We start from the raw sequence: 25116 nt of genomic DNA, 5'->3' as shown, positions 1-25116 counted from the left end.
GGGGAATCCGGCGCTCGACCCCGGCGGGCTCGCCCGCCGCCTGGGCATCATGCCGCCCACATCGGAGCAGGCGGCCGTCATCGAGGCCCCGCTCGAGCCCGCCGTGGTCGTGGCGGGGGCGGGGTCGGGCAAGAGCGAGACCATGGCCGGACGGGTCGTCTGGCTGGTCGCGAACGGTCTGGCGAGGCCAGAGCAGATCCTGGGACTCACCTTCACTCGCAAGGCCGCGGCCGAGCTCGCCGACCGGGTGCGCAGACGCCTGACCGGGCTGGTGGAGGCCGGACTGGTGGCACCGGAGCTGCTCGACTCGGAGCCGACGGTCTCGACCTACCACGCCTACGCCGCCCGGCTGGTCGCCGATCACGCGCTCCGCGAAGGGTTGGAGCCGACGATGCGCCTGGTCACCCCGGCCGTGGCCTGGCAGATGGCGGCCCGGGTCGTCGGGCAGTACGACGGCCCGATGGACAAGGTCGATCTCGGGCCGGTGAGCGTCACCAAGGCCGTGCTGGACCTGGCCGGTGAGATGGCCGAGCACCTGTGCGGCGCCGACGACGTGCGTGCGGTCGGCGGGTGGCTGCGGGAGCGGCTGGCGGGCCTGACCGGGCGGATCGTCAAGGACCAGCGGGTGCCCGTGGACACTCAGGAGATCCGCGAGCAACTGCTGCCCATGGTCGAGGCGTACGAACGGCTGAAGCGGAGCCGCGAGGTCATCGACTACGGCGACCAGATGGCGCTGGCGGCGCGGATCGCCACCCGTCATCCAGAGGTGGGGATGTCCGAGCGGGAGCGGTTCGCGGTCGTGCTGCTCGACGAGTACCAGGACACCAGCCACGCCCAGCTCGTACTGCTCCGGGCGCTGTACCGAGGGGGCCACCCGGTGACAGCCGTCGGCGACCCCTGCCAGTCGATTTACGGCTGGCGCGGCGCCTCGGCGGGCAACCTGTCGCGGTTCCCCCGGGACTTCCCGACGGCCGCCGGGGATCCCGCGCCCGTGCGGCAGCTCTCCACGAGCTTTCGCAACGGCGAGCACGTGCTCGGCGTCGCCGCCGAGATCCAGCGTCCGCTGCGCGCCGAGGCACGCCAGGTGCCGGTGCTGGTCCCGGGTGGCAACCGGGTCGGCCGCGGCCGAGTGGTGTGCGCCTTCCACGAGACCGCCGAGGACGAGGCCGCCTGGATCGCCGAGCGGGTGGCCACGCTGCTCCGCTGGGAGGGCGCTCCGGACGGCCTGCCCTGGGGTCACGGAGAGCGTGATCCGCACGGGGAGGCCGTGCAGCCGAAAGACGTCGCGATCCTCGCCCGCAAGCGATCGCAGTTCCCGGCGCTGCGCCGGGCTCTGGCGGCGCAGGGCATCCCGGTCGAGGTGGTGGGCCTCGGCGGGCTGCTCACGGTGCCCGAGGTCGCCGACATCGTGGCGACCCTGCGGACGCTGTACGACCCCACGGCCGGTGACGCGCTGGTACGGCTGCTCGCCGGTCCGCGCTGGCGGATCGGCCCGGCCGACCTCAAGGTGCTGGGCGACCTCGCCCGGGAGCTCAACCGGGAGATGCGGAGCGGGAATCGGGCCGAAGACCCGCTGGAGCAGGTCGTGCTCGACCTGGCCGAGGAGCGCGGCAGCCTGATCGACGCCCTCGACGAGCTACCCGAGATGTTCGACCGGCGGACCGAGTGGCTGGAGGGGTTCTCACCGGCGGCGCGGGAGCGGCTGCCGCGACTCGCTCTCGAACTCCGGCTGCTGCGCGCGCGCGCCGGGCAGCCGCTGCCCGAACTGATCGCCGAGGTGGAGAGGCGGCTGGGTCTCGACGTGGAGGTCGCGGCGCGGGGCGGAGCGGTCGGCGGCCCGCTCGCCGCCCGTGCCGACCTGGACGCGTTCCTCGACGCGGCGGCCCGGTTCGCCGGCGACGCGGAGGATCCGACCCTCGGCGCCTTCCTGGCCTATCTGAAGGCGGCGGAGGCTGAGGAGTTCGGGCTGGAAGCCGGGCGCGTGGGCGACACCAACAGCGTCAAGCTGATGACCGTCCACGCGTCGAAGGGCCTGGAGTGGCCGGTGGTCATCGTGCCCGGGCTGTCGCAGGTCAGGACCCAGAAGGGGGAGATCGCCAGAGGAAGCGTCTTCCCGGCCACACCGGTGACCAATTCGAGATGGACCAGGAACCCGCGCAAGCTGCCCTATCCACTGCGTGGCGACCGGGCGGATCTGCCGGCGCTGGCCGGTCTGGAGAAGGACGTCCTGGCCGACTTCGACCAGCGGTGCCGTGAGCGTGACCTGATGGAGGAGCGGCGGCTCGCCTACGTGGCGGTGACGAGGGCGCACTATCTGCTGGTGGCGTCCGGTTATCGGTGGGGGACCTCGTCCCGGCCGCTGGAGCCGTCCGATTTCCTGATGGAGATCCGCGAAGCGGGCGCCAGGATCGATCTCTGGCACGACAGCGGTGAGGGCGAAGACGAGCAGAACCCGCTGCTCGCCGAGCCGGCCCGCGAGGAGTGGCCCGTCATCTCCGTGGCCGATGGCGTCGACGACGGCGCCCGCCTGGTCGAAGAGGCACTGGTCGAAGAGGCGCTGGCGGAGGAGGCACTGGTCGAAGAGGCGCTGGCGGAGGAGGCACTGGTCGAAGAGGCGCTGGCGGAGGAGGCGCTGGCGGAGGAGGCACGGGCCCGGGGACCGGCGAAGGACGCGGCGGCGGCCCTGCGGGCCCGGAGCCTCAGGGAGCGTGATCGGGAGCGGATGCGGTCCTGGGCGCGGGACACCGAACTGCTGCTGAGGGAGCGCGAGACGAACCGGCGGCGGACCGGGACGGTCGTCGAGCTGCCGGCCAGGCTGACGGTGTCGTCGCTGGTGACGCTGGCCGCCGATCCCGCGGCGTTCGCCCGCCAGGTGCGTCGGCCGGTGCCACGCAAACCGGCGCCGCTGGCTCGGCGTGGCACGGCGTTCCATCGCTGGCTTGAGTCGCGCTGGGGTCAGCAGCGCCTCATCGACGACTTCGATCTGCCCGGCGCGGCCGACGAGCCCTCCGATGCCGACATCCAGCTCGCCGAGTTGCAGACGCGGTTCGAGGAGAGCGAGTGGGCCGGGCGTGAGCCGCTCGACCTGGAGGTCCCGTTCGAGACGGTGATCGCCGACCGGTTGCTGCGCGGCCGGATGGACGCGGTCTTCCGGGAGGGGGACGGCTTCGTAGTGGTCGACTGGAAGACCGGCGAACGGCCGCTGGGCAGGGCGGCCGAGACGGCCTCGGTCCAGCTCGCCGCGTACCGTATGGCCTGGGCCGCGCTGGCGGGGGTGCCGCTGGAGAAGGTCGGTGCGGCGTTCCACTACGTCCGGTCGAATGAGACGATCCGTCCCGTGGACCTGCTCGACGCCGACGGGCTGGCGGCCCTCATCCGGCGAGTGCCCGAGGACTGACCGGTCGGTGGATTGACCGGTCAGCCGAAATACAATCCCGATGGTACGCATCGTGTCTTTGAAGCCACTGAACGTGACGGCATTGGAACGAGATAAGTGCGGAGACCGAAAGGCGTACGACCGGTCGGGGTGGAGGAAAACGGCCTCCGGGGTGGATGGAACCACGCCCCGGAGGGAAACGACCCACCCGCTCGGGGGCTTGAGTCTCCCGGCGGTGGCGGTGCTGGTCTCGTGCCGCCGTGACCGCCAGGTGCTGACCTTCGACACCTCGACCGTGCCGGTGCGGACAGCGCGCGCCGCGTCGAGCCGCACAATCCGGTCACAGTGAAGGGCCGGTGGTACCTGATCGCCTACGACCCCGACCGGGCGGACTGGCGTACCTTCCGCGTCGATCGGATCGCGCGGCCGCGGTCGAATCCGTTGAACTGCTGAGCCAGTACGTCGCCTCGATCATGGCGCTCGACGTCTCCGTCACACTGGTGAACGCCTGGGAGGAGGTCATGACGTGTCTCCACAGGCTCGGCGAACGGCTGCCGGAATGATCCCGCTGATCAGAGATCGGGGCGCATCGAGGACAGCGGGTTGGCGACGGGGACGTATCCGGCGGCGCGGTCGGCATGCCGTCGCCACCGCACGCCCAGATTGGCCTTGGCGGGCAGCGTCGCATCGGAGAGCAGCGCTCTGAGCGGGGCCGGCCATCCCCGGTCTTCGGCATGGCCGGACAGCACCTTTCCGGCCGCCGCCCAGAGCTCACGCGGGACCTGGCGCTCCTCCTCCGGATCGGCCGCCTCCGCTACGGTGGCGGCGATCTCGGCCAGGTGGTTGACCACGAGGCAGTACGCGACCCGGTTCCAGCCGCGATCGGACGCGTACGTCAGCGCCTCGGCGACCCGCTCCGGCAGCCCCGACAGGTCGTGGCGGCCTTCGATCAGCTTGGCCCCCTCCAGGTCGCGGAATATCGCCTGGGCGGGCAGGCCGTCGGCGTCGACGCCGACGAGCACGTTCTGCAGGTGTGGTTCGAGCACGACGCCGTGGCGGACGAAGGCGTCGAGCGCCGGCAGGGCCACCCGTTCGACGTAGGCCCGCCACCAGGTGACGGGGTCGGTCCGGCGGCGCGCCTCGGCCGCCTCGGGCACCCCCGTGTCCCGCACGTCCGCCGTGCCGTACGGCGAGGCGGCCAGGGCGGCCGCGAGGATCGGGGTGACCCCGGGCTCGCAGACCGGCCAGGGACCGGATCGGACGATCACTCCGAGCCCTTCGAGGAGCCGGGTGCCGAGGGCCGCCGACCGATATCCGGGCTCGGGCAGCCACCGGGTGCCGGGAAACCGTTCGGCCAGCCGATCGAAGACCGGCCCGAGCCGCCGGGTGAGCTCGACCGCGCCGGCGAGTTCGTACCACGCGTTCTTCCGCACGCAGTTCGTGATCCGTACGTCCAGGCTGAATTTGAGGCAGACCCCCGCGACCGGCTCGTACACGGTCCGCACCGACGAGGTGGGGAAGACCGGGCGTGAGCCGTACCCGAGGTCGACGAGCCGCCCGTCGGCGAGCGGTTCGCGCAGGTCGGGGGCGAGTAGTTCGAGCTGCCACGGGTGTGCGGGCAGCGGAAGATATCCCGGCGGGAAGGCGCCCATCGAGTCGAGCACCGACGTGTCGCCCTGGCCCGCTACGAGGTCGGCGCGGACGCCGAGCAGGCGGAGCGGGAAGCGGGCGTGCGCCTCCGGCGCGTACCGTTCCGATCCCGGGCCGATCCCCATCTTGGGCGAGGGATGGAACGGGTGTCCGCCCACCAGGGCCTGCTCGGAGGCGAGCCACGGGTCCGCCGGCGGTGTCGCGCGCTCGCGGGCCGCCAGGAGGGCGGCGACGGCCTCCCGGCTGGCGGTCACCTGGGCGGCGAACTCCCCGTTGAAGCCGCCGCCGGGTCCTTCGCCGCCGCCCGCCAGCTGCCGTTCGACCAGTTTGATCAGGGTGTCCGAGGTCAGCGGCTCCCATACGCCGCCGGCCAGCCGTTCGGCCCGGCCGGTGAAGCGCAGGGACATTCCGCCCCGGGCGGGTACGCGCACGCGGGTTCCCGCGATGCTCGCCAGCAGGTACGGCCCCGCGGTCCGCACCCGGGGGCCGCACAGTTCACGGATGCAGCAGCGCAGCAGGGCGCCGAGCGTGATCTCCTCGGCCAGAGCGGAGTGCGGGTCGAGCAGAAGGCCGTTCATGTGAGCCTTTCCGGTGTCCGGCCGTCGGCTTCGCGTGACGGTGGGACGCCGACGCCGAGGCCGACGCCGGCGGGATTCGGTCTCGGGCGGAGATAGTTGGGGCCGGTCGTGCCGTAGAACTTGTTGACGTCACGCGCGCCCGTGCGCTCCTTGGCGACGAGCGTCCCGGCGACGAGCATCGACTTTCCGACGAGCCGCGCCGCGTCGATCGTCCTGGCGCGCAGCAGCGCGGCCATCGGGGCGTCCCCGAACCGATCGAGGGCTGCCGACAGCGCCTCCCGGACCAGGCCGCCGGCGGCCGCGACGTCGGCGAGCGCTCCGTGCACCACGGCCATCGCGGCCAGGTGGAGGGTGATGGTCACGAACACATCGGCCAGGGCGTGCGGGTCGTCGGTCAGCATGCGATCGTCGCCGAAGTCCGGCACATCGAGCCCGGCGGCGCGCAGGAGACCGGGTGAGGCGAGCAACCCGTCGTTGTCCTTCACCAGCAGCGTCATCGGCCCGCCACGCAGCAGCAGCGACAGGTTCTGCTGATGCGCCTCGAGCGCGATGCCGTACCGCACGAACAGCGTGACGTTCCAATCGAACAGCGTCGTCAGGTAGTCGCGCAGCAGCGCCGTGGCGTCACCGCCGTGGAACCGTACGGCGAGGTCGTGCAGCACCAGGCGGGGGTGGTGTCCGGCGGGGCCGGGCAGCTCGGCGAGCAGGGCCGCCACGGGCACGATCTCCCCCTCGGGCAGGCCCCGGACCAGCCAGCCGAGGTGCTCGTGCCCGGCATGGCCGTACGCCTGCTCGTCGGCGAGCGACACCCGCATCCGCGGTTCGCGCGCGAGCACCTCACGCAGCAGCGACTCGGCGAGCGCGCCGTCGCGTAACGTGCCCGGTCTGATCGAGCGGCGGTTGCGCAGGCCGAGCGTGCTCGTCGGGAGCGGCAGCTTGAGGTGGGTCCGGTCGTCTACCTCGACCGTGCGTGTCGACAGCGTCGGCCGGACCGTCAGGTACGGCTCGGGCGCCACGACGATCGGGCCGGGCCCGTCCACGGCGAGAGCGGGCGCGGTGAGCGGATGAACGGGGAAGAGCACGTGGGTCCGGGACATCGCCCCGGGGAGCCCGACGTCCTCGGGGGCCGGCCACCACGGCAGACCACCGGGGTCGACGGTGGCCGTGACACGATCACGTGGCACGGCCGCCCAGGCCAGCCGGAACTCGGGGGCGAACTCCGGGGCATGGCCGACCAGGTCGTCGGGGGACAGGCCGAGACGGCAGCGGGCGGTGGGATAGATCGGGTGATCCACCTCTGCCGCCAGCGTCTCGTAGAAGATCAGTCCGCGGCCGGAGGCCGCGGAACGGAGCCGGGAGCGCACCCGACGACGGTGGCGGTGGTGCAGTTCCAGCGCGGCCAGCGTCTCGCGGCACTCCCGCGCCAAGGCCGCCACCCCGGCGGCGTCGGCCGGGTCGGCCACGGACCCGAGGGTACGCAGGACCTCCGCGAGGCTCGGCCCGCCCCGGTGGTTCCTCCCGTCCGTCGTGAGCGGCGGCACGGGGACGGCGAAGTCCTGGAACGGCGAGCCGGAGGTCAGGCGCACCCTTCTGCCGGAGGCGAGGCGCAGGGCGACCCCGTTCACGTCGCGGGTGAGCCGGGTCGCGATGGTGCCGTAGTCCTCGCGGATCAGGGCGTTGAGCACCCGCGCGGCCAGGTAGCGCTCCCGGCCGGAGACACGCGTCATTCGATCACCCAGGGGTGGGCCGCGCGGAAGGCGTCGATCGCCGAGTCGACGCGGGTCGGGTCGGGGCCGATCACGCGGACGAGACCCAGGTAGTCGCGATTGGTGTTGACCGGTTCGATCCGCTCGCCGACCGCGCGCAGCGGCCGGTGCCACAGCCGGATGCCGTCCCCGGCCGGGGTGGATCCGTCCGCGGCGGGTGAGGGGGTCAGCACGGGCGGAGCCGCGCTGATCACGCCCGGCCGGTCGGCGACGATGCTGACCACGGCGCCGTGCAGATCCACGGTGTGGCGGCCCGTGCCGTACGGCTCGGCGCCAGGCGGCGGCTCCGGCAGCGACGCCGGCAGCGGCTCTCCGGCGTGTACGCGCAGGATCTGCCGGTGCAGCGGCACACCGATCAGGTCGGCCAGCAGGAAGTCGCAGTTGTCGCCGATCAGCCGGTAGTTGACCTCGATGATGCGCGGGCCGTCCCGGGTGACGACGTACTCGGTATGACAGGCGCCGAGGCCGACCCCGAGGGCGGCGAGCGCGGCGGTCACGTGGCGCAGGTGATCGGCCGGGGGGTCGGGGTGCCAGTCCAGGCGTTCCTCGACGAAGTGCGGGAGCGGCCCGAGCGTGGTGCGGAACCCTCCGATGACCGCGGTGGTCTCACCGTCGCCCAGCGTCTCCAGCGTGTGCAGCGGCCCTTCGAGGTACTCCTCGGCGACCAGCACGTCGTCCGGCCGCCGCTTCCTGATCGAGCGCACCGCGGCGGTCAGCTCGGCCGCGTCGGCGGCCAGCACGACGTCCTCGCTGGCGACGCCCATGGCCGGCTTGATCACCACCGGGTACGGCAGGGCCTCCGGCGGGGCGGCCGAGCCGGGCGGAAGCCGTACGGACCGGACGGGCTCCACGGCGGCGAGGCGGAGACGGCGGCGCATGAGCGCCTTGTTCTTGGCCGTCGCGCAGGCGCGCCAGTCCTTGTGCGGCAGGCCGAAGTATCCGGCGGCCAGGGCGGTCTCGGCCTGCAGGTGGTCGGAGTTGGAGAACACCACGTCAGGGGGGTGATGCGCGGCGATGACGTCGATCAGGGCCCGGGGATCGCGCACGTCGGTCTCGATGACCTCGTGATCCGGATATCCGCCGGGCTGATCGGTCAGGACCGTCACGTCCCAGCCCAACGCCGCGGCGGCGGGGAGGAAGCCGTCGATCACGGAATCGGTCGGGTTGAGGGTGATGAGGTACAGGCGCACACGACCCCCGCAGACAACTGTAGGTGAGGCTAACCTAATCTGCGTCATCGTAGTCGGTGCCTGATCGCTTCGCGTCGGGAATCGCCGCAGGGGCTCGGTTGTTCTCGCCGGCACTCGTGGAAGGATGACGCCGTGGCAATCTCGGATGGACTCCCCGGACCGCTGCTGCTGGCTCGTGGCACGATCGACCGTTCCGCGCTTCTGCGTACCGACGAGGACTGGCTGGAGCGGGCCTGGGCCGCCGAGAAGACACGGGTCGTCGTCGTCCACGAGGGCAGCACGCCGATCCGCAGGTTCACCGACGGCGCCGCCCTGGTGCTGACCTCTCCCCACGAGGCGCCACCGGTCGACCGGGGGGCCAGATATCTGCTCGGCGTGGACGAGGACGGCGTGGCGTACTTCGCGGTGCGCTCCCCGCTTCCGCCGGGGGACGTGGCGGGCCTGCGCGAGGCGGCCGGGCTGCTCGACGACCGCGACGCGGGTCTGCTGGTGAACGCGGTGGCCCTGGAGGGGTGGCACGCGACGCATGAGTTCTGCCCGCGTTGCGGAACCCGCACGGACGTCGTGGCCGCCGGGCATATGCGGGTCTGCCCCCGGGACGGCAGCCAGCACTTCCCGAGAGTGGACCCGGCCGTGATCATGCTGGTCCACGATGACGACGACCGGGTGCTGCTGGCGCGCGGCCAGGGCTGGGGGGAGGGTCGCATGTCCGTGCTGGCCGGCTTTGTGGAACCGGGGGAGTCGCTGGAGCACGCGGTGATCCGCGAAGTCATGGAGGAGGTCGGGGTGGTGGTCGCGGCGCCGCGCTACCTGGGCAGCCAGCCGTGGCCGTTCCCCCGCAGCCTCATGCTCGGCTTCTCCGCGCGCGCCGTCACCACCGAGTTGCGGCCGGACAACGATGAGATCGCCGAGGCCCACTGGCTGTCGAGAGCCGAACTGACCGCGCGGGTCGAGTCCGGCGAGCTGGGCCTGCCGGGCCAGGTCTCGATCGCACGCAGGCTCATCGAGGCGTGGTACGGCGGGCCCATCTCGGGGAACGGCCGATAGGGGTTCGGTCAGCAGGCGCCGGCGAGGTGACGCTTCACCTCGGCCACCGAGGGGTTGGTCATCGTGTGGCAGTCGGTCACGACGGTGGGGACGACCTGATTGCCGTTGTTGACGCTCATGACGAACTCGGCGGCCTCCGGATGACGTTCGATGTCGACCTCGTCGTACGCGATGCCCTCCCGAGTGAGCTGGCTCTTGAGCCGCTTACAGGGGCCGCACCAGCTTGTCGTGTAGACCGTGAGCGCCATGTCCGTCCCTTTCTGGCGATACCTCACCACCGTGGGGTGTTCTCAGCAGTCATTGGCAACACGGTGGAGGCCCGTGCTGTTCCCGCCCCGGCCGCCGGGGCGGCCTCGCGGTCCTGGAGGTGAGGAAGCCGGGGAAGCACCCCGCCTTCCCGGATGCGCGGCCTCCTGTCCGAGATCCGGGGTACGGGCGTTCGCGAGATCACGGACACGGGCGAACCTAGCGGTTCAGGCGGGAGGCGATCCAGGTTCTGACGGTCTCGGCCACACCCGGTTCCCGGTAAAGGGCCGAACTGTGCCGGGTGCCGGGCATCGTCTGGATCGTCATCGGCACCCCCGCGGCCGTGAGTTCCTCCCTGAGGAGCTCGCTCTGGTACGGCGGGACGAACTCCTCGTCGGAGTGGATCGTGAGGACCGGAGCGTCACCGGGCGAGGCGTGGAACGGCACCTCCATGCTCGACCACTTCTGGGGGCACCGGTCGGGTGTGCACCCGCCGGCGAGTATGAGGGCGGCCCTGTGCAGCTTGCGCCGGGCGCTGTCCGCGAGCGGGTCCGCGCCGTCCTCGAACGACGCGATCGGCGACACGACCGGGGAGATCCCGACGACTCCGCGCAGGCCGGGCAGGCCGTCGCCGTACGTGCCGAGCGCGGTGGAGATGTGACCGCCGGCGGAGAAGCCGATCACGACGTAGCGGTCGGGGTCGGTGTTGAACAGCGCGGCGTGCCGGCGCACCGTTTCGATCACGTCGAGGGCGTCGGTCCGCTGCGCCGGCCAGGGCGCGTCGCCGGACAGCCGGTAGTTCAGGTTGACCACCGTGTAGCCGAGCCGCACATAGCTCTTGCTGATCGAGGTCAGGGACTTCTTGTCGCCGCCCGACCACCAGCCGCCGTGGATGATGAACACGGCCGGCCGCCGGGGACCGGTGGAATTCCACCAGACGTCCATGCGCTGCCGCGGGTGCGGGCCGTACGAGAACGTCCGCACCTTGGTGCCGACGGGAAGGGCACGGGCGGTGGCCCTTGCGGAGGGGGTCGCCCGGGGGGAGGCGGTCGTGCCCGGGGAAGGGGCAGGCGTGGCCGAGCGCACGTGTGTGGCGGTGGCGGTGGGCGTCGGACCCGGTGTGGCGCCATGTGTGGGATCGCCCGCCTGGGCGGTGCCCGCATCCGCCTTCGTCGGCCCCTGAGCGAGCAGCACGGCGGTGAGCGCGAACGCGCCGCCCGCCGTGAGGACACGAGCTAACCCTGCTCTCGCCGCTTTCCGCACGGCCTGGTTCCTCCCCGTTGTCACCCGGTGTCGACTCGGCGCAGCGTCGACATCCGCCGCCGGCCGGTCCCCGTCATGGGATCGATGGGACAGATGTCGGAGGCTGCTGGAAGGATGATGCCAGTACATCCTCCGCACCGCATGTTGGGAGCGCCACGTGGACGTCCTCGAGGGGCTGGATCCCGAGCAGCGCGCGGTGGCCGAGGCGGTCCGCGGCCCCGTGTGCGTGCTCGCGGGCGCCGGCACCGGCAAGACGCGCGCCATCACCCACCGCATCGCTTACGCGGTGCACACCGGGGTGATCGAGCCGCAGAGCGTGCTCGCCGTGACGTTCACCACCCGCGCGGCGGGCGAGCTCAAACAGCGGCTGCGCCGTCTGGGCGCGCCGGGCGTGCAGGCCCGCACGTTCCACGCGGCGGCGCTGCGTCAGCTCAGCTACTTCTGGCCGCGCGTGATCGGCGGCGACCCGCCGCAGGTGATCGAGTCCAAGCTTCCGCTGCTCATCGAGGCGTCCCGCAATCTGCGGCGGAACGCCGACCGGGGCGAGCTCAGGGACGTGGCCGCCGAGATCGAGTGGGCCAAGGTCACCCAGATCGGGCCGGAGGACTACGCGGCGGCCGCGGCCAAGGCCCGGCGTACCCCGCCGATCGCGCCGGAGGAGGTGGCCGGGCTCTACGAGGGTTACGAGAACCTCCGCCGCCGGCGCAACCTCATCGACTTCGAGACCATCCTGGAGCTGACCGCCGCGGTGATGACCGAGCATCGCGAGGTGGGCGCCCAGATCCGGCAGCAGTACCGCTACTTCGTCGTCGACGAGTTCCAGGACGTCAACCCCCTGCAGAAGCTGCTGCTCGACACCTGGCTGGGCGGGCGCGACGACCTGTGCGTGGTGGGCGACCCCAACCAGACGATCTACTCCTTCACCGGCGCCACCCCGCAGTATCTGACCGGTTTCGCCGTCGAGCATCCCGCGGCGAGCGTGATCAGGCTGGTGCGCGACTACCGCTCGACCCCGCAGGTGGTCACGCTGGCCAACCGGGTGATGGCGCGCTCGCCGCACCGGCTCGAACTGGTCGCGCAGCGTCCGGACGGCCCCGAGCCGGTGCTCACGGAGTACGACGACGAGGAGGCCGAGGCGCTCGGGGTCGCGCTCACGGTGAAGAAGCTCATGGCCGACGGCGTCCCGGCCAGGGAGATCGCCGTGCTGTTCCGGATCAACGCTCAGTCCGAGGCGTACGAGCAGGCGTTCGGCGGGGCCGGCGTGCCGTACCTGCTCCGCGGCGCGGAACGCTTCTTCGACCGGCCGGAGGTACGGCAGGCCGTGGTGCTGCTGCGGGGGGCGGCCCGGTCGGCGGACGGCGCCGACCCGCTGGCCCCCGCCGTCCACGCGATCCTGTCCGGGATCGGTCTCACCGCCGAGGCCCCCGGTGGCGGCAAGGCACGGGAGAAGTGGGAGTCGCTGAAGGCACTGGCCGACCTCGCCGAGGACATGGCGGCCGACGGCACGGACCTCGCCGGTTTCGTCGCCGAGCTGGAACGGCGCGCCGTGGAGCAGCACGCGCCGCCCGTCGAGGGCGTGACACTGGCCTCCCTGCACGCCGCCAAGGGCCTGGAGTGGGACGCCGTCTTCCTCGTCGGCCTCACCGAGGGGATGCTCCCGATCGTGTACGCGGAGACGGCGGAGCAGATCGAGGAGGAGCGCCGGCTGCTCTACGTCGGCGTCACCCGCGCTCGTGAGCACCTGCACCTGTCCTGGGCGCTGGCCCGCTCGCCCGGCGGCCGTCGGTCCCGGCGGCACTCCCGCTTCCTGGAGGGGCTGTCGCATCAGCTCCCCGCCGGGACGACCAGGGCAGGACGCCGGTCGGAGCGGGCCGGTGGGAGGAGACCGGCTGCGCCGCTGCACTGCCGCGTGTGCGGCAAGACGCTCGCGGCGGCGCCGGAGCAGAAGCTCGGCCGCTGCACGACCTGTCCGGCCGACTACGACGAGGCGCTCCTCGAAAACCTCAGGTCGTGGCGGACCGCCGTGGCCAAGGAGGCCAAGGTCCCGGCCTATGTCGTCTTCACCGATGTGACGCTTCAGGCGATCGCCGAGCGGGTGCCGACCACGGAGGCGGAACTGCTGGCCATCGCCGGCATCGGCAGGGTCAAGCTCGAGCGGTACGGCGAAGCCGTGCTGGATCTGTGCGGCGGCGCGACCGATGCCGGTAGTCTCGCCGGTGTTACTGATGAGTAATATCCCCCTGGTGCGTTTTCGTTGGAGGCACCGTGCACTCGGCTCTCAAGGAGCTGCTCGACCTGCTCGACCTGGAGCAGATCGAGCTCGACATCTTCCGTGGACGCAGCCCGGAGGAGCGGATCCAGCGGGTTTTCGGCGGCCAGGTCGCGGCTCAGGCGCTCGTGGCGGCCGGCCGTACGGTCCCGGCGGACCGCATGGTCCACTCGCTGCACGCGTACTTCATCCGGCCGGGTGATCCCACGGTCCCGATCGTCTACGAGGTCGACCGGGTGCGCGACGGCCGCTCGTTCACCACGCGGCGGATCACGGCGATCCAGCACGGCAAGGCGATCTTCTCGATGTCGGCGTCGTTCCACATAGGCGAGGAGGGCCTGGAACACCAGTCGGCCGTCATGCCGTCCGTTCCCGAGCCGGAGAGTCTGGGAACCTTCCAGCAGCGGATGATCGACGTGGTGGGGGGCGACCCGACATGGCGCGAATGGCTGTCGAAGCCGCGCCCTGTCGACGTGCGGTACGTGCACCGGCTGCCGTGGGAGACGCCCACCGGCGCCGGCGGGGCCCCCGCCGCGTCCGACGAGAACCATGTGTGGTTCCGATATGAGACCGATCTCCCCGACGACCCGCTGCTGCACGTCGTGCTTGCCGCCTATGCCTCGGATTTCACGCTGGTGGACACCGTGCTGCTCGCGCACGGGCGGGCCTGGGGCACGGCGGACTTCTCCGGCGCCTCGCTCGATCACGCGATGTGGTTCCACCGCCCGCTCCGGGCCGACGAGTGGGTGCTGTACGCCCAGGAGTCGCCGTGGTCGGGAGGCGCCCGCGGGCTCGCTCGCGGACAGATGTTCACCGCCTCCGGAGAGCTGGCGGTGTCCGTGGTGCAGGAGTGTCTTATTCGGGTCCGCGATGATGTCACGAAGTCGTGAAAATCGCAGGTAGAAAATAGGTTGCTCGGCCTGCCGGTTGGGATTTAGGGTCTTGGTCAAGCCAGTCGGACGATCCTGTTCCGGCTGCCGTACCAGTGGAGTGGAGGTGAGTCAGGTGGAGATCACGATCATGTTCGCCGCGCCGTGGCTCGCCTCTGCCTGCCCGAGCGTCGCCATCGCCGCTGTCGCCCAGACGAAGCAGACGAAACTGCGGCATGGCGTGGCCACCTGCGCTCAGAACGGCGCTACCCAGACCGGTTGGGCCACCGAGCCTCGCTCGGCTGTCTTCGGTGTGGCGCGCCGCGGCGTCGATTCCTACCAGGTCTCCCTGGTGGACCGTCCGATGAGCGATGAGCAGATCGACCGCACCGTTGACGGCGGGGCACCGGGTCCGTTGTACGCCTGGAGAGAACCAGTCATAACTTGACCGGTCTCCCTCTTCAGGCCGCGGATCCGACCAGGATCCGCGGCCTTCTTGTTTTGTCGGCCACGATTCCACCCCGTCCACGAGGACAACCAGGCCCACGAGGACAAACCAGACCAATCCATTCAAAGAGGTGACGCAGATGGCGGCCCCGGTCATGGACCTGATCGAAGCCGAAATCCCCTGTCGTACCGACCCCGATCTGTGGTTCGCCGAGTCTCCGGAGGACGTGGAGTTCGCCAAGGCGCTCTGCGGCGGCTGCCCGATTCAGAAGGCCTGCCTGGCCCGCGCGCTGGAGCGCGAGGAGCCGTGGGGCGTCTGGGGCGGCGAGCTCATCCTGCGGGGGGTCGTCGTTCCCCGGAAGCGCCCGCGGGGGCGTCCGCGCAAGACACCCGTCGCCGCCTGACCGACGCACGTAAGACCCAGGAAACACAAGGAAGGACATTCAGATGAACCTCTCCCCGAACGCCTCGATGTATCTCTACCAGGAACTGGTAGACGAGCGAATACGGACCTTGCACCGCGAGGCGGAGGAAGGGCGCCTTGCCAGCCGGATCATGAGCGCCAAGCGGGCTCGCCGGCGGGCTGAGCGCGCCTCGAAGCGGCTCAGCAGCGCACTGGCCCGTCTGTAACCTGAAGAAGGGCCCGGACGCATATCGGCGTCCGGGCCCTTCTCGTCGTCTCCGGCGGGACTCAGCGGCGGTCGGGATCCTGAAGTTCTCCGCGGAGGCATCAGACCGCCATGAGGTCGATGTCGCCGTCGGAGACGCCGGGCTCGTCGGCGAAACCGGGAACCCAGCGGATGACCTCGTCACGGAACCTGGCGGTGGCGCCGAGCTGGCACAGGACGCCCACTCCCGCCGCGTGCACGCGATGGATCAGCACGTAAGACGGGGGCAGGTTGAGCTGGCGCACGACGTTGTTCGACCGGAGGTCGGCCACGGTCGCCGCCTGCTCCCGCAGCCACTCCCGGCTGAAGGTGAACTCCTCCACCCGGGTGGGCTCGACATAGGGGGCGAGGAACGCGCGCAGGGCGTCGGCGTCCACCTCGATGTGCGGCCGGATGAACCCTTCGTCGCGAAGCCCCTGGATGACGGTGTCCATATCACCCTGGTTGAAGATTCGGGTGAGCATGCCGAAGGCACGGGGGTAGCCGTCGGGCAGCCGGCTGACCGCCCCGAAGTCGAGCACCCCCAGGCGGCCGTCCTCCATCACCCGGAAGTTGCCGGGGTGCGGGTCCGCGTGCAGCATGCCCACCCGGGACGGAGAGCAGAAGAGGAAGCGGACCAGCCGCAGGCCGGCCAGGTCGCGCTCGGCCTCGGTCCCACTTTCGATGATCTTGGATAGTGGCGTCCCGGTCATCCACTCGGTGATCAGGACCTGCTCGTTGGCCGCGATCACATCCGGGATGTGGAAGTCCGCGTCGTCCCTGAACTCCTGGGCGAACGCATGCTGGGCCTCGGCCTCCCGCAGGTAGTCGAGCTCTTCGGCGACCCGGTCCTTCAGCTCGGTGAGAACCGGTTCGATGTCCAGGCCGGGCAGCAGCGCGGAGAAGAGCTTCCCCAGGCGGGCGAGCTGGTTGAAGTCGGAGATCAGGGCCTTTCCCGCACCCGGATACTGGATCTTCACGGCGACCGGCCGGCCGTCATGCCAGACCGCCCGGTGCACCTGCCCGATGGACGCGGCCGCCGACGGGCTGTCGGCGAACTCCGTGAAATTCTCCCGCCAGTCGTCGCCCAACTGTTCCGTGAGGACACGGTGAACCGTGGCCGCGGGTAGGGGCGGCGCGGCGTCCTGCAGCCGGGTCAGCGTCGCGCGATACGGTCCGGCGATCTCGGGCGGCAGCGCGGCTTCGAAGATGGACAGCGCCTGGCCGAGCTTCATCGCTCCGCCCTTGAGCTCGCCCAGGACCTTGAAGACCTGGTCGGCCGTACGCTGCTGGATTTCCTGGGCCACGCGCTCCGCCGACGCTCCGCCGAGTCGCCTGCCCAGTCCCAGTGCGGTACGGCCGGCGAACCCGAGGGGGAGTGCGGCGAGCTTGGCCGAGCGGGTCATGGCACGATGGGGGAGGTCACTCACGCGACCATTCTCAGCGATGACATGGGGTTACGACTACATCCGCACTCGGGATGGGGCTTCCAGGAGCGGTGACGCCAGCGCCAGTCGGGCAAAACATGCAATGTGCCATTGGTCACATCCGCCGTCATGGCCGTGCCGTCCAGGTGGGCGAGGGCACATCCCGCGGTCTGCGCCGCGACCAGGGAGGACAGCACGGCGTCGCACGCGATCTCACCCGGGGGATGGCCGCCGAGACGGGCGCTGACCATGGGCCAGGAGGGGTCCAGGTCCCTGCGGGTGAGATCGAGACAGCCGAGGCAGAGCGGACGTCCCGGGACGACGAGCGGACCGACCGATCCGTGGCCTTCGAACGCCGTGGCCGGCAGGTGCGGGATCCCCTCGGCCAGGAGTTCGCGGACCAGCACCGGATCGAGGGGGCCGACGGGGGTGAGGATCACCAGATCGGGGTGGGGCGCCCCGTCGGAAGGCCGGGAGGCGGAACGGCCGGGCCACGCGTTGACGTCCGGCGCGATCCTCCTGGCCGCCGCGACGGCGCCCTCCTCGCGCGGCATGCCGATCTCCTGTCGTCCGAGACCCCCGGGGACCACGTCCTGGGGCCGTGCCGTATCGGGATCGACCACGCAGATGTGGCCGACGCCCGCGGCGGCGAGAAGGGTGGTCACCTGTGCGCCGACGCGGCCGGCGCCGTAGATCCGTACCCCGGCCGTACGCCTGCGGGCGAGCGCGACCAGGCCGCCGCCGGAGCAGGTGAGGGCGAGCCGGTCCAGGTCGGGGCGGAGGCGATCCCGGTCGGTCCGGTCCAGGCCGGCGAGCGGCCCGGGGGAGACGGCCGCGTCCTCGATCAGGCCGTGGGCGGCCAACGACTCCACCAGCTCGCGGGTGGCCTCCTCGGCCAGATCGCTCTCCGCCAGCACCTGTTCCAGCGTCCTGCTGCCGTCGAGGCCGTCGATCAGCCGCCGGACGGCCGGCTCCACCTCGGCCAGCATGATCGCGTGGGACGGATGGACGCCGAACTGCAGGGTGCGGTCGTCCCGCTCGACTCGGCGCAGCGCCGGCTTCAGACGAGGTCTCATAGCCGAAAGACCTTGTCACATGGCGGGAACGGAGTGCGCCGGTTCCGGCGGGGCTGTGGATAATCAGCGGGGCGAGGGAGCAGGACGAGACGGGAACGGCACGCCTACAAGGTCACGTTCGCCCGATTGACCAGGGAAAACGTGACGTACCCCCTGTGGAAATCCCCGCATGTCGGCTACCTTTCATATGTGCCCCCCGAGACTGTCGAGGTTCGTCGGAGCACGCGACGGCGGCGAACCGTTTCCGCGTACCGCGATGGCGACAAAACCATCGTGCTGCTTCCGGCTGGCCTGAGCACGAATGACGAAGAGCAGTGGGTGCGCCGCATGCTCGACCGGCTCGCCGCCAAGGAACAGCGGAGACGGCCGAGCGACGACGACCTGCTCGACCGCGCGCTGGAACTGTCGGCGCGCTACCTGGACGGCAAGGCGCTGCCCGCGAGCGTACGCTGGGTCGAGAACCAGCAGCACCGGTGGGGTTCCTGCACTCCGGATCATGGCACAATCCGGATCTCGGTGCGGCTTCGCGGGATGCCCGCGTGGGTCGTGGACTACGTGATCATGCATGAGCTGGCCCATCTGCTCGTGCCCAGCCACGGCCCCCGGTTCTGGGCACTCGTAGAACGCTATCCTCGGGCGGAACGCGCCAGGGGATTCCTGGAGGGCTTCTCCATGGCGTCCAACGGCTCTCCGGAGGAGTGTTGACACAGTCATCGACGAGGGTCGCAGCCGTGCTGGTCGCGGCCGGAATGGCGGACGCCGCCCCGCCCGGAGTCGACCCCGCCGAGTTCCTCGTGGCCATGGCCGAGGACACCTACGAGATGGTCGCCGGGCTCGAACTCGTCCGGCCAGTGATCCTTTCCGCCGGTGTGCCGGGCCTGGAGGAGATCGCCTGGCCCGGCACACCGGTCATCTCGATCGCCTCTCCCGCCGAGGCGTTCGCCGCGCTGCCGTACGGCACCGAAGCCGTGGTGATCAGCGGCGACGCGCCGGATCTGCCGCCGCTGCTCGTGGGCAAGCTGTTCCGCGAGCTGGGCCGTGCGCTGCTCGCCGTATGCCCGGCCGAGGGCGGGGGAGCCGCGGCCGTCGCCGCCCGGCTGCCGCTGCCGGCGTGGGCCGATGTGGACTTCGACGATCCCGACCTCGTCGTACGGCTGCGCCGCCGGGCGCCCGGACCCCGCATGGTCGCCACCGGCCCCGGCTGGCACCGGCTCAGGAGACCGGCCGACGTCGCCAGACTCGACCCGGGGCTGGAAGGCTGGGACAGCACCCGAGCCCTGCTCTCGGCGCCGGGACCCGGCTCGAGGTAGGCCTCGAGCCCGGCTCGGGGCAGGCCCGGTTCGGTTCAGGGGGAGCGGTTCGGCTCACTCAGGGCGGGCGCGGTTCGGTTCGGGGGGAGCGGTTCGGCTCACTCAGGGCGGGCGCGGTTGGGCTCAGGGCAGGCGCAGTTCGGCGAAGAGGGCGCGGTGATCGCTCCGCGGGACCTCGTGCACACTCGCGCTCACAGCCGACGCCCGCTCGTCGAACAGCACGTGGTCGATCGTGATCAGTGGCGGGAACCGCCGGTTGGCCGGCCAGGTCGTGTGCAGGCCCTTCCCGGTCGCGTCGGCCGCGTCCGCGTAGCCGCGGCCGATGACCTCGCGCAGCGCGGCGTGGTCGAGGCTCGCGTTGAAGTCCCCGGCCAGGATCCGGATCGTGGCCGAGGAGGAGGCGGCCGACGGCAGCGCCGCGAGATCCGCCAGCCAGCCCGGAGTGTCGGGGCGCAGGGGGGCGAGCGTGTGGACGTCGACGATCTCGACGGTCCTGCGACCGGGCAGCGTGAGCGTGGCCCTCGGCATGTTGTGCCCGCCGGCCGGCCCGAAGTCGGGCAGCTTCCTGAGCGGGTGGCGCGAGTAGATGCCGCTGCCGGAGGCGCCGAACGCCTCCTCCAGATGACGGTACGGCAGGAGCTCGCCCAGCCCGGCCGAGTCGAGCGCCAGCACCGCGTCGGGGGTGAGCTCCTGGGTGCTCAGCACATCGGGCCGCAGCCGCCGTACGAGATCGACCACCGTGCTCGCGTCGCCGCGTCCGTACAGGAGGTTGGCCGTGAGGATCCGCAGTGTCGGTCCCGTGGCGGTGGGTGTCGAGGGCATCGCGCGCGGCAGCACCAGGATCGCCATGATGACGGTGGTGACCACGGCCGTGCTCACCACGGCCCGGTTGCGTGAGGCCGCCGCGACCAGGAGCGCGATCAGCGACCCCGCGGCCACGTACGGCGTCGCGGTGATGAGCTGGATCATCGGCGTGCCGCCCTCGAAGCCGCCCAGCCGGACGACGGCCCAGCAGGCGAACGGCGTGACGGCGATCCACGCGAGCGGCACCGGCATCCGCAGCCTCGGCCGCCGTCGCCGAACCGACCTGATCTCGCCGCCGACGTCCACCTTGGTCATGACGCCGACCCTAACGATCGGGCGTGCGGGAATGTGTGAGGCCGCCGTGCGGATTTCGTGCGGGAGCGACCACGCCGCATCCTCTGCGGGGCCCTCCGCTGTAGCGTCACGCCCGGGCCCGGCTCAGGCCGTACCGGCGCTCGTGCTCCGGCCCGCGCGTGCGTTCAGCAGATCACGGGCCCGGCGGGCCAGTCTCCGGGTGGCCTCGTCGCTCAGCTCGGGTATCTCGTCCACCGGGAACCAGCGCAGGTCCAGCGACTCGTCACTGATCATCGCCTCGGCGCCGGGCGGGGCGACCGCGCCGTACTCGACGTCGAGGTGCCAGCTGTGCGGCGGATGGCACCAGACCCGGTGCCTGTCCAGCGCGAGCGGGCCGTCCAGCAGGGTGAGGCCGGCGATGCCGGACTCCTCGGTGGCCTCGCGGAGCGCGGCCAGCGCCAGCGAGGCGTCGGTGACCTCGCAGTGCCCGCCCATGGGCAGCCACATGCCCGCCTTGGGATGCAGGGTGAGCAGCACCTCGCCGCCGTCGTGGGACAGCACGGCGGTGGTCGCGGTCAGATGGCCAGGAACGCACTCCCGCCACATCGCGTCGTCGTGTGCGTCCAGATGGGCCAGGAACTCCCGGCGGAGCAGCTCCTCCTCGGGAGTCGGGGCCGTCCATTCGGTCAGTACGGCTCGCGCGTCATGGTGAAGGCCGTCACGTCGCTGGCTGTCACGGTGCGTGCTCACCGCGACAGCCTACCGGCCGGCCCGCTATTCGCCGGTCTGGTCGTCCGTACCCCGGCCCGGTTCGTCGAGCGAGGACAGATCGAAGGCGTTCTCGCCCTTGACGAACGACTCCGGATCGTTGAGATCGTCGGTGGTCGGCATCAGGTCGGGGTGGTTCCACACCGTGTCCCTGCCGTCGATCCCACGATGGTCGCCGAGGGCCTTCCACAGCGCGGCCGCCTCGCGCAGCCGCCGCGGGCGCAGCTCCAGGCCGACCAGCGTCGCGAAGGTCCGCTCCGCAGGCCCGCCGGTCGCGCGGCGGCGCCGTACGGCCTCGCCGAGCGCGACGGCCGACGGCAGCTTGCCCGCGGCCGCCGAGTCGACCACGGTCGAAACCCAGCCCTCCACCAGCGCGAGCGCGGTCTCGAGGCGGGCGAGCGCGGCCTTCTGCCGTTCGGTCTCCTCGGGCTTGAGCAGTTCGCCGCCGCCCAGCACCTCCTGGATGCGCGCCGGGTCGCTGATGTCCAGCCCCCGCAGCTTCTCCTCCAGTGCGGAGACGTCTACGGTGATGCCCCTGGCGTACTCCTCGACGGCGCCGAGCAGGTGCGCACGCAGCCACGGCACGTGCTGGAACAGCCGGTGGTGGGCCGCCTCGCGCAGGGCCAGGTAGAGCCTGATCTCGTCGGAGGGGGTCTCCAGGCCCTGGCCGAACGCGGCGATCCCGCCGGGCAGCAGCGCGGCCGAGTCGGACAGCGGCAGGCCGATGTCGGTCGATCCGACCACCTCGCGGGCGAGCGTGCCCAGTGCCTGGCCGATCTGCTGGCCGACCATCATGCCGCCCATCTGCCGCAGCATGCCGATCAGCGGGCCGGCCATCGCCTCCGCCTCGGGCGGCAGCCCGGCCGCGCCGAGCGTTCCGCCCATGGTCTGCACCATCTGCGCGGCGATCGGATCGCACAGCTGCTTCCAGACCGGGACGGTCTTCTCGATCCACTCAGAACGGCTCCAGGCCTGGGGGACGGCCACGCCGCTCGGCAGTGCGGTCACCTCGTTCAGCCACAGGTCCGCGAGATTGAGGGCCTCGACGACCTCGCGCCGCTCGCCCTCCATGACACTGGGATCGCCCTCGGCGACCACCGCGTGCCGTGCGATGTTCTTCGCCATTTCCCAGTTGACGGGTCCGGCTTCCGGCGATGCCGACGCGGACAGCATGTCCGCGAACTGCCGCATGGCCGCGGCCATCTGCTCCGGGCTGCCGAACATGGCGAACGGGTTGTCGTTTGGGTCGTTTTCGCGACCTGGCAGGTCAGTCACCACGCCACCTCGTGCAGGATGGAGGAGTCCACAACCGCCACGTTATCCGCCGGGAGGCGGATCAGTGCAAAGTGAGGACCTCGTGCCTACCTCAAAACGCCTTCGTCAGCCCGTCGTCGCCATCACCGGCGCCGCGTCCGGAATCGGCAGGGCGTTCCTGGCGAGAGTGGCCTCGTCTGCGGATTTCCGCCGCGTCGTGGCCATCGACGACCAGCGCGGCGACGTTCCCGACGTCACCTGGCGGGTCCTCGACATCCGTGATCCGCTCTTGGCGAACCGGATATCCGATGTGGACGTCCTGGTCCATCTGGGCACCGACGAGTCGATGGACGGCGACCCCGCCGAGCGACGCCGCTACAACCTCAGGGCAGCGCAGACCGTCCTCACCGCCTGCGCGGCCGCGCGGGTCCGGCGGGTCGTGCTGGTCACGAGCGCCATGGTGTACGGCGCCGCCCCGGACAACCCGGTGCCGCTGGAGGAGGACGCCCCGGTGACGGCCGAGTCGGACACCGGGGTGATCGGCGATCACCTCGAGATCGAGGCGCTGGTGCGCCGGTCGCTGCGCTCGCACCCCGGCCTCGAGGTGACCGTGCTGCGGCCCGCCGCCCTGGTCGGGCCGGGCATCGACACGGTCGTCACCCGCCATTTCGAGGCGCCGAGGCTGCTCGTCGTGAAGGGCTGCCTGCCGCGCTGGCAGTTCTGCCACATCGACGATCTGGTGTCCGCGCTGGAAGCGGCCGCGCTGGGGCGGGTCTCCGGCGCTGTCGCTGTCGGCTCGGACGGCTGGCTGGAGATGGACCAGGTGGAGGAGATCTCCGGCCTGCGCCGGTTCGAACTGCCCGCCGGGCTGACCTTCGGGACCGCCCAGCGGCTGCACCGGCTCGGCATCACGCCGGCTCCCGCCGCCGACCTGCATTACGTGGTCTACCCCTGGGTGGTGGACTGCGCGGCGCTGCGCGCGGCCGGGTGGAAGCCGGCCTGGAGCAACGAGGCGGCCCTGTGCGAGCTGCTGGAGCTGTCCGAGGGCAGGCACGCGGTGGTTGGCCGCCGCCTGTCGGGCAAGGAGGCCACGATCACCGCGGCCGGCGCGACGGTCGCCGTGATCGGCACCGCCGCCATCGTCCGCGTCGCCCGCCGCAAGCGGCGGACCTGATCGGCTGGGCCGCGCGGACGAAGCCGTACTAGTCTCGTGGGATGGGCGTTATCCGATTGCTGGGGATCCGTGACACCGAGCTGTCCGTGGACGAGGTCCTGAGCGCGGTGGGGGACCACGCGGCCGGCGGCACGGGCGTGTTCGTCGGCACCGTGCGGGAGCAGGACCAGGGCAGGCCCGTGACGCTGCTGTCCTACTCCGCACATCCCTCCGCCGAGCGGGAGCTCCGCCGGGTCGCGGAGAAGGTGGCCGCGGACTTCCCGGTGACCGCCCTGGCGGCCGTGCACCGTGTGGGCGACCTGCGGCTGGGCGATATCGCGGTGGTGGTGGCCGCGGCCTGTCCCCATCGGGCGGAGGCCTTCGAGGCGTGCCGGCGGTTGATCGACGACCTGAAGCACGAGGTTCCCATCTGGAAGCACCAGGTGTTCGCCGACGGGGAAGCCGAATGGGTGGGCGTCTGCGATTGACGGGTCTCGAAACGCATAGAGTTCGTCCATGTCCCGACGCGCCCTGACTCTGATGGTTGCGGGCTTCCTCACCCTTCTGCTAGCGGTGATCGGCGCCATGCTGCCGGTGCCGTACGTCGCGCTGAGCCCGGGCCCCACGGAGAACACCATCGGGGATGTCAAGGGCAAGCCGGTCATCAGTATCTCGGGTCGTCAGACGTACCCGACCGAGGGCAAGCTGAGCCTGGTCACCGTCGCCTATCAGGGAGGCCCGGGTAACCGGCTCGACCTGGTGACCGCGCTGCGCGGCTGGCTCGACCCGACCGTGGCCGTGGTGCCGGAGGAGACGCTGTTCCCGAGGAGCTCCACCGCGAAGCAGGTCGAGGAGCAGAACACCCAGGAGATGACCGACTCCCAGCAGACGGCCACGGTCGCCGCGCTGAACGCGCTCAAGATCCCGGTGGAGAAGATGGTCGTGGTGGTCGCCACCGACAAGGGCGCGCCGGCCGAGGGCCGGCTGAAGGCCGGCGACCAGATCACCGCCGTCGACGGCGTCGCGACGGCCGGTCTCGAGTCGGTGGCGGAGGCGGTGCGGCGGCACAAGCCCGGCGAGCAGGTCGAGTTCACGATCAGGCGCGGGGAGACCACGACCGACGTGTCCGTTCCCACGGTCGAGGACAAGGAGGGAAGGGCCGTGGTCGGCGTTCGCATGAAGGCCGACTTCAAGGTCCCCTTCAAGGTCGACATCAGCGTGGGGCAGGTCGGCGGGCCCAGCGCCGGGCTGATGTTCTCGCTGGGCATCTACGACAAGCTGACCCCCGGCGCGCTCACCGGAGGGAAGGCGGTGGCCGGCACCGGAACGATCGACATCGACGGCAAGGTGGGGGCCATCGGCGGGGTCGAGCAGAAGATGGTGGGTGCGAAGAACGCGGGCGCCACCGTGTTCCTCACCCCGGCGGGGAACTGCGCCGACGCCGTGCGGGCCGTACCCGCCGGTCTTCGCCTGGTCAAGGTCGAGACGCTGCAGGAGGCGATCGACGCGATGGACGCCCTGCGTGCCGGCGGGCGGGATCTGCCCGCCTGCCCGGCGTGACCGGTCGTGGGCGTACGGTAGTTTTCCACAGGCCGGGGACGCGCGAAGCGCGATCGGCCGTATCGCAGTGTAGGTTTTCCAGACACGGACCGTTTGCTCTGAGACAAGGGGTGGGCGTTGAG

At 71.4% G+C, this 25116-nt stretch carries 23 protein-coding genes; 13 read left to right on the top strand and 10 right to left on the bottom strand.

Features of this window, described 5'->3' with window-relative positions:
• Positions 1 to 49 precede the first annotated feature (49 nt).
• Together ACQP1K_RS23575 and ACQP1K_RS23570 are read left to right on the top strand one after the other, a co-directional pair.
• A complete protein-coding gene (locus ACQP1K_RS23575) occupies positions 50 to 3397 on the top strand; it encodes an ATP-dependent helicase (RefSeq protein WP_433501629.1) in 3348 nt (1115 codons plus the stop codon).
• Between the two features lie 324 nt (positions 3398 to 3721).
• On the top strand, positions 3722 to 3829 hold the full coding sequence (locus ACQP1K_RS23570) for a WYL domain-containing protein (RefSeq protein ID WP_433497868.1): 108 nt from the start codon (positions 3722 to 3724) through the stop codon (positions 3827 to 3829).
• 119 nt (positions 3830 to 3948) lie between these two features.
• On the opposite strand, the gene ACQP1K_RS23565 is transcribed toward ACQP1K_RS23570, so the two are convergent.
• From ACQP1K_RS23565 to ACQP1K_RS23555, 3 genes are read right to left on the bottom strand one after another with little or no spacing between them, the layout of a single operon-like run.
• On the bottom strand, positions 3949 to 5604 hold the full coding sequence (locus ACQP1K_RS23565) for an IucA/IucC family protein (RefSeq protein WP_433497867.1): 1656 nt from the start codon (positions 5602 to 5604) through the stop codon (positions 3949 to 3951).
• Positions 5601 to 7331, bottom strand: coding sequence for an IucA/IucC family protein (locus tag ACQP1K_RS23560; RefSeq protein ID WP_433497866.1), 1731 nt, complete (start codon positions 7329 to 7331; stop codon positions 5601 to 5603). Before ACQP1K_RS23560 ends, ACQP1K_RS23565 begins: the two co-directional genes overlap by 4 nt.
• Positions 7328 to 8560, bottom strand: a complete 1233-nt coding sequence (locus ACQP1K_RS23555; RefSeq protein ID WP_433497865.1) for an ATP-grasp domain-containing protein — start codon at positions 8558 to 8560, stop codon at positions 7328 to 7330. Before ACQP1K_RS23555 ends, ACQP1K_RS23560 begins: the two co-directional genes overlap by 4 nt.
• Positions 8561 to 8692: 132 nt before the next feature.
• Between ACQP1K_RS23555 and nudC the strand changes: the two genes are divergently transcribed.
• Positions 8693 to 9607: an NAD(+) diphosphatase gene (nudC, locus tag ACQP1K_RS23550; RefSeq protein WP_433497864.1), complete on the top strand. Its 915-nt coding sequence runs from the start codon at positions 8693 to 8695 to the stop codon at positions 9605 to 9607.
• Positions 9608 to 9615: 8 nt separating this feature from the next.
• Here nudC and ACQP1K_RS23545 read toward each other — a convergent pair whose 3' ends face one another.
• Both ACQP1K_RS23545 and ACQP1K_RS23540 read right to left on the bottom strand, forming a co-directional pair.
• Positions 9616 to 9855: a mycoredoxin gene (locus ACQP1K_RS23545; protein WP_055480719.1), complete on the bottom strand. Its 240-nt coding sequence runs from the start codon at positions 9853 to 9855 to the stop codon at positions 9616 to 9618.
• A gap of 217 nt (positions 9856 to 10072) precedes the next feature.
• On the bottom strand, positions 10073 to 11116 hold the full coding sequence (locus ACQP1K_RS23540; RefSeq protein WP_433497863.1) for an alpha/beta fold hydrolase: 1044 nt from the start codon (positions 11114 to 11116) through the stop codon (positions 10073 to 10075).
• A 157-nt stretch (positions 11117 to 11273) separates the two neighbouring features.
• Here ACQP1K_RS23540 and ACQP1K_RS23535 point away from each other — a divergent pair, with 157 nt between their 5' ends.
• The 5 genes from ACQP1K_RS23535 (at position 11274) to ACQP1K_RS23515 (ending at position 15331) form a co-directional block, all read left to right on the top strand.
• The gene (locus ACQP1K_RS23535) at positions 11274 to 13349 is read left to right on the top strand and encodes an ATP-dependent DNA helicase UvrD2 (protein WP_433497862.1); all 2076 of its coding nucleotides are present in this window, start codon (positions 11274 to 11276) and stop codon (positions 13347 to 13349) included.
• A gap of 32 nt (positions 13350 to 13381) precedes the next feature.
• Entirely contained in the window at positions 13382 to 14275 is an 894-nt protein-coding gene (locus ACQP1K_RS23530) for an acyl-CoA thioesterase (RefSeq protein WP_433497861.1), read from the top strand.
• Between the two features lie 115 nt (positions 14276 to 14390).
• Positions 14391 to 14702 carry a hypothetical protein gene (locus ACQP1K_RS23525; RefSeq protein ID WP_433497860.1) on the top strand — a complete coding sequence of 104 codons (312 nt, stop codon included), beginning with the start codon at positions 14391 to 14393 and terminating at the stop codon, positions 14700 to 14702.
• Between the two features lie 139 nt (positions 14703 to 14841).
• On the top strand, positions 14842 to 15105 hold the full coding sequence (locus tag ACQP1K_RS23520; protein ID WP_055480724.1) for a WhiB family transcriptional regulator: 264 nt from the start codon (positions 14842 to 14844) through the stop codon (positions 15103 to 15105).
• A 43-nt stretch (positions 15106 to 15148) separates the two neighbouring features.
• Positions 15149 to 15331, top strand: coding sequence for a hypothetical protein (locus ACQP1K_RS23515; protein WP_433497859.1), 183 nt, complete (start codon positions 15149 to 15151; stop codon positions 15329 to 15331).
• Positions 15332 to 15431: 100 nt separating this feature from the next.
• Here ACQP1K_RS23515 and ACQP1K_RS23510 read toward each other — a convergent pair whose 3' ends face one another.
• Entirely contained in the window at positions 15432 to 16778 is a 1347-nt protein-coding gene (locus ACQP1K_RS23510; protein WP_433497858.1) for an ABC1 kinase family protein, read from the bottom strand.
• Positions 16775 to 17851 (bottom strand): ThiF family adenylyltransferase, encoded by a 1077-nt coding sequence (locus ACQP1K_RS23505; protein WP_433497857.1) that lies wholly within the window; start codon positions 17849 to 17851, stop codon positions 16775 to 16777. Before ACQP1K_RS23505 ends, ACQP1K_RS23510 begins: the two co-directional genes overlap by 4 nt.
• A 189-nt stretch (positions 17852 to 18040) precedes the next feature.
• Between ACQP1K_RS23505 and ACQP1K_RS23500 the strand changes: the two genes are divergently transcribed.
• Both ACQP1K_RS23500 and ACQP1K_RS23495 read left to right on the top strand, forming a co-directional pair.
• A complete protein-coding gene (locus ACQP1K_RS23500) occupies positions 18041 to 18556 on the top strand; it encodes a M48 metallopeptidase family protein (RefSeq protein ID WP_433497856.1) in 516 nt (171 codons plus the stop codon).
• Positions 18553 to 19161 carry a DUF2064 domain-containing protein gene (locus tag ACQP1K_RS23495; protein ID WP_433497855.1) on the top strand — a complete coding sequence of 203 codons (609 nt, stop codon included), beginning with the start codon at positions 18553 to 18555 and terminating at the stop codon, positions 19159 to 19161. The genes ACQP1K_RS23500 and ACQP1K_RS23495 overlap by 4 nt, the downstream gene beginning before the upstream one ends.
• A 123-nt stretch (positions 19162 to 19284) precedes the next feature.
• Here the strand turns inward: ACQP1K_RS23495 and ACQP1K_RS23490 are convergent, their stop codons facing one another.
• The 3 genes from ACQP1K_RS23490 to ACQP1K_RS23480 form a co-directional block, all read right to left on the bottom strand.
• Complete coding sequence (locus ACQP1K_RS23490; RefSeq protein WP_433497854.1) at positions 19285 to 20280, bottom strand: endonuclease/exonuclease/phosphatase family protein; 996 nt, start codon at positions 20278 to 20280, stop codon at positions 19285 to 19287.
• Positions 20281 to 20403: 123 nt separating this feature from the next.
• Complete coding sequence (locus tag ACQP1K_RS23485) at positions 20404 to 21009, bottom strand: NUDIX hydrolase (RefSeq protein ID WP_433497853.1); 606 nt, start codon at positions 21007 to 21009, stop codon at positions 20404 to 20406.
• Positions 21010 to 21033: 24 nt separating this feature from the next.
• Positions 21034 to 22302, bottom strand: a complete 1269-nt coding sequence (locus ACQP1K_RS23480) for a zinc-dependent metalloprotease (protein WP_433497852.1) — start codon at positions 22300 to 22302, stop codon at positions 21034 to 21036.
• Between the two features lie 82 nt (positions 22303 to 22384).
• Between ACQP1K_RS23480 and ACQP1K_RS23475 the strand changes: the two genes are divergently transcribed.
• Genes ACQP1K_RS23475 through ACQP1K_RS23465 form a run of 3 tightly spaced genes read left to right on the top strand, consistent with a single transcriptional unit; the run spans position 22385 to position 24994 of the window.
• Complete coding sequence (locus ACQP1K_RS23475; protein ID WP_433497851.1) at positions 22385 to 23455, top strand: NAD-dependent epimerase/dehydratase family protein; 1071 nt, start codon at positions 22385 to 22387, stop codon at positions 23453 to 23455.
• Positions 23456 to 23496: 41 nt separating this feature from the next.
• Positions 23497 to 23922 (top strand): molybdenum cofactor biosynthesis protein MoaE, encoded by a 426-nt coding sequence (locus tag ACQP1K_RS23470; RefSeq protein ID WP_433497850.1) that lies wholly within the window; start codon positions 23497 to 23499, stop codon positions 23920 to 23922.
• Between the two features lie 28 nt (positions 23923 to 23950).
• Entirely contained in the window at positions 23951 to 24994 is a 1044-nt protein-coding gene (locus ACQP1K_RS23465) for a YlbL family protein (protein ID WP_433497849.1), read from the top strand.
• Positions 24995 to 25116 lie beyond the last annotated feature (122 nt).

Origin of the sequence: Sphaerimonospora sp. CA-214678 (assembly GCF_050942215.1) — a bacterium.
Taxonomy (GTDB): Bacteria; Actinomycetota; Actinomycetes; order Streptosporangiales; family Streptosporangiaceae; genus Sphaerimonospora.
This window is presented reverse-complemented; position numbering and strand designations above follow the sequence as displayed.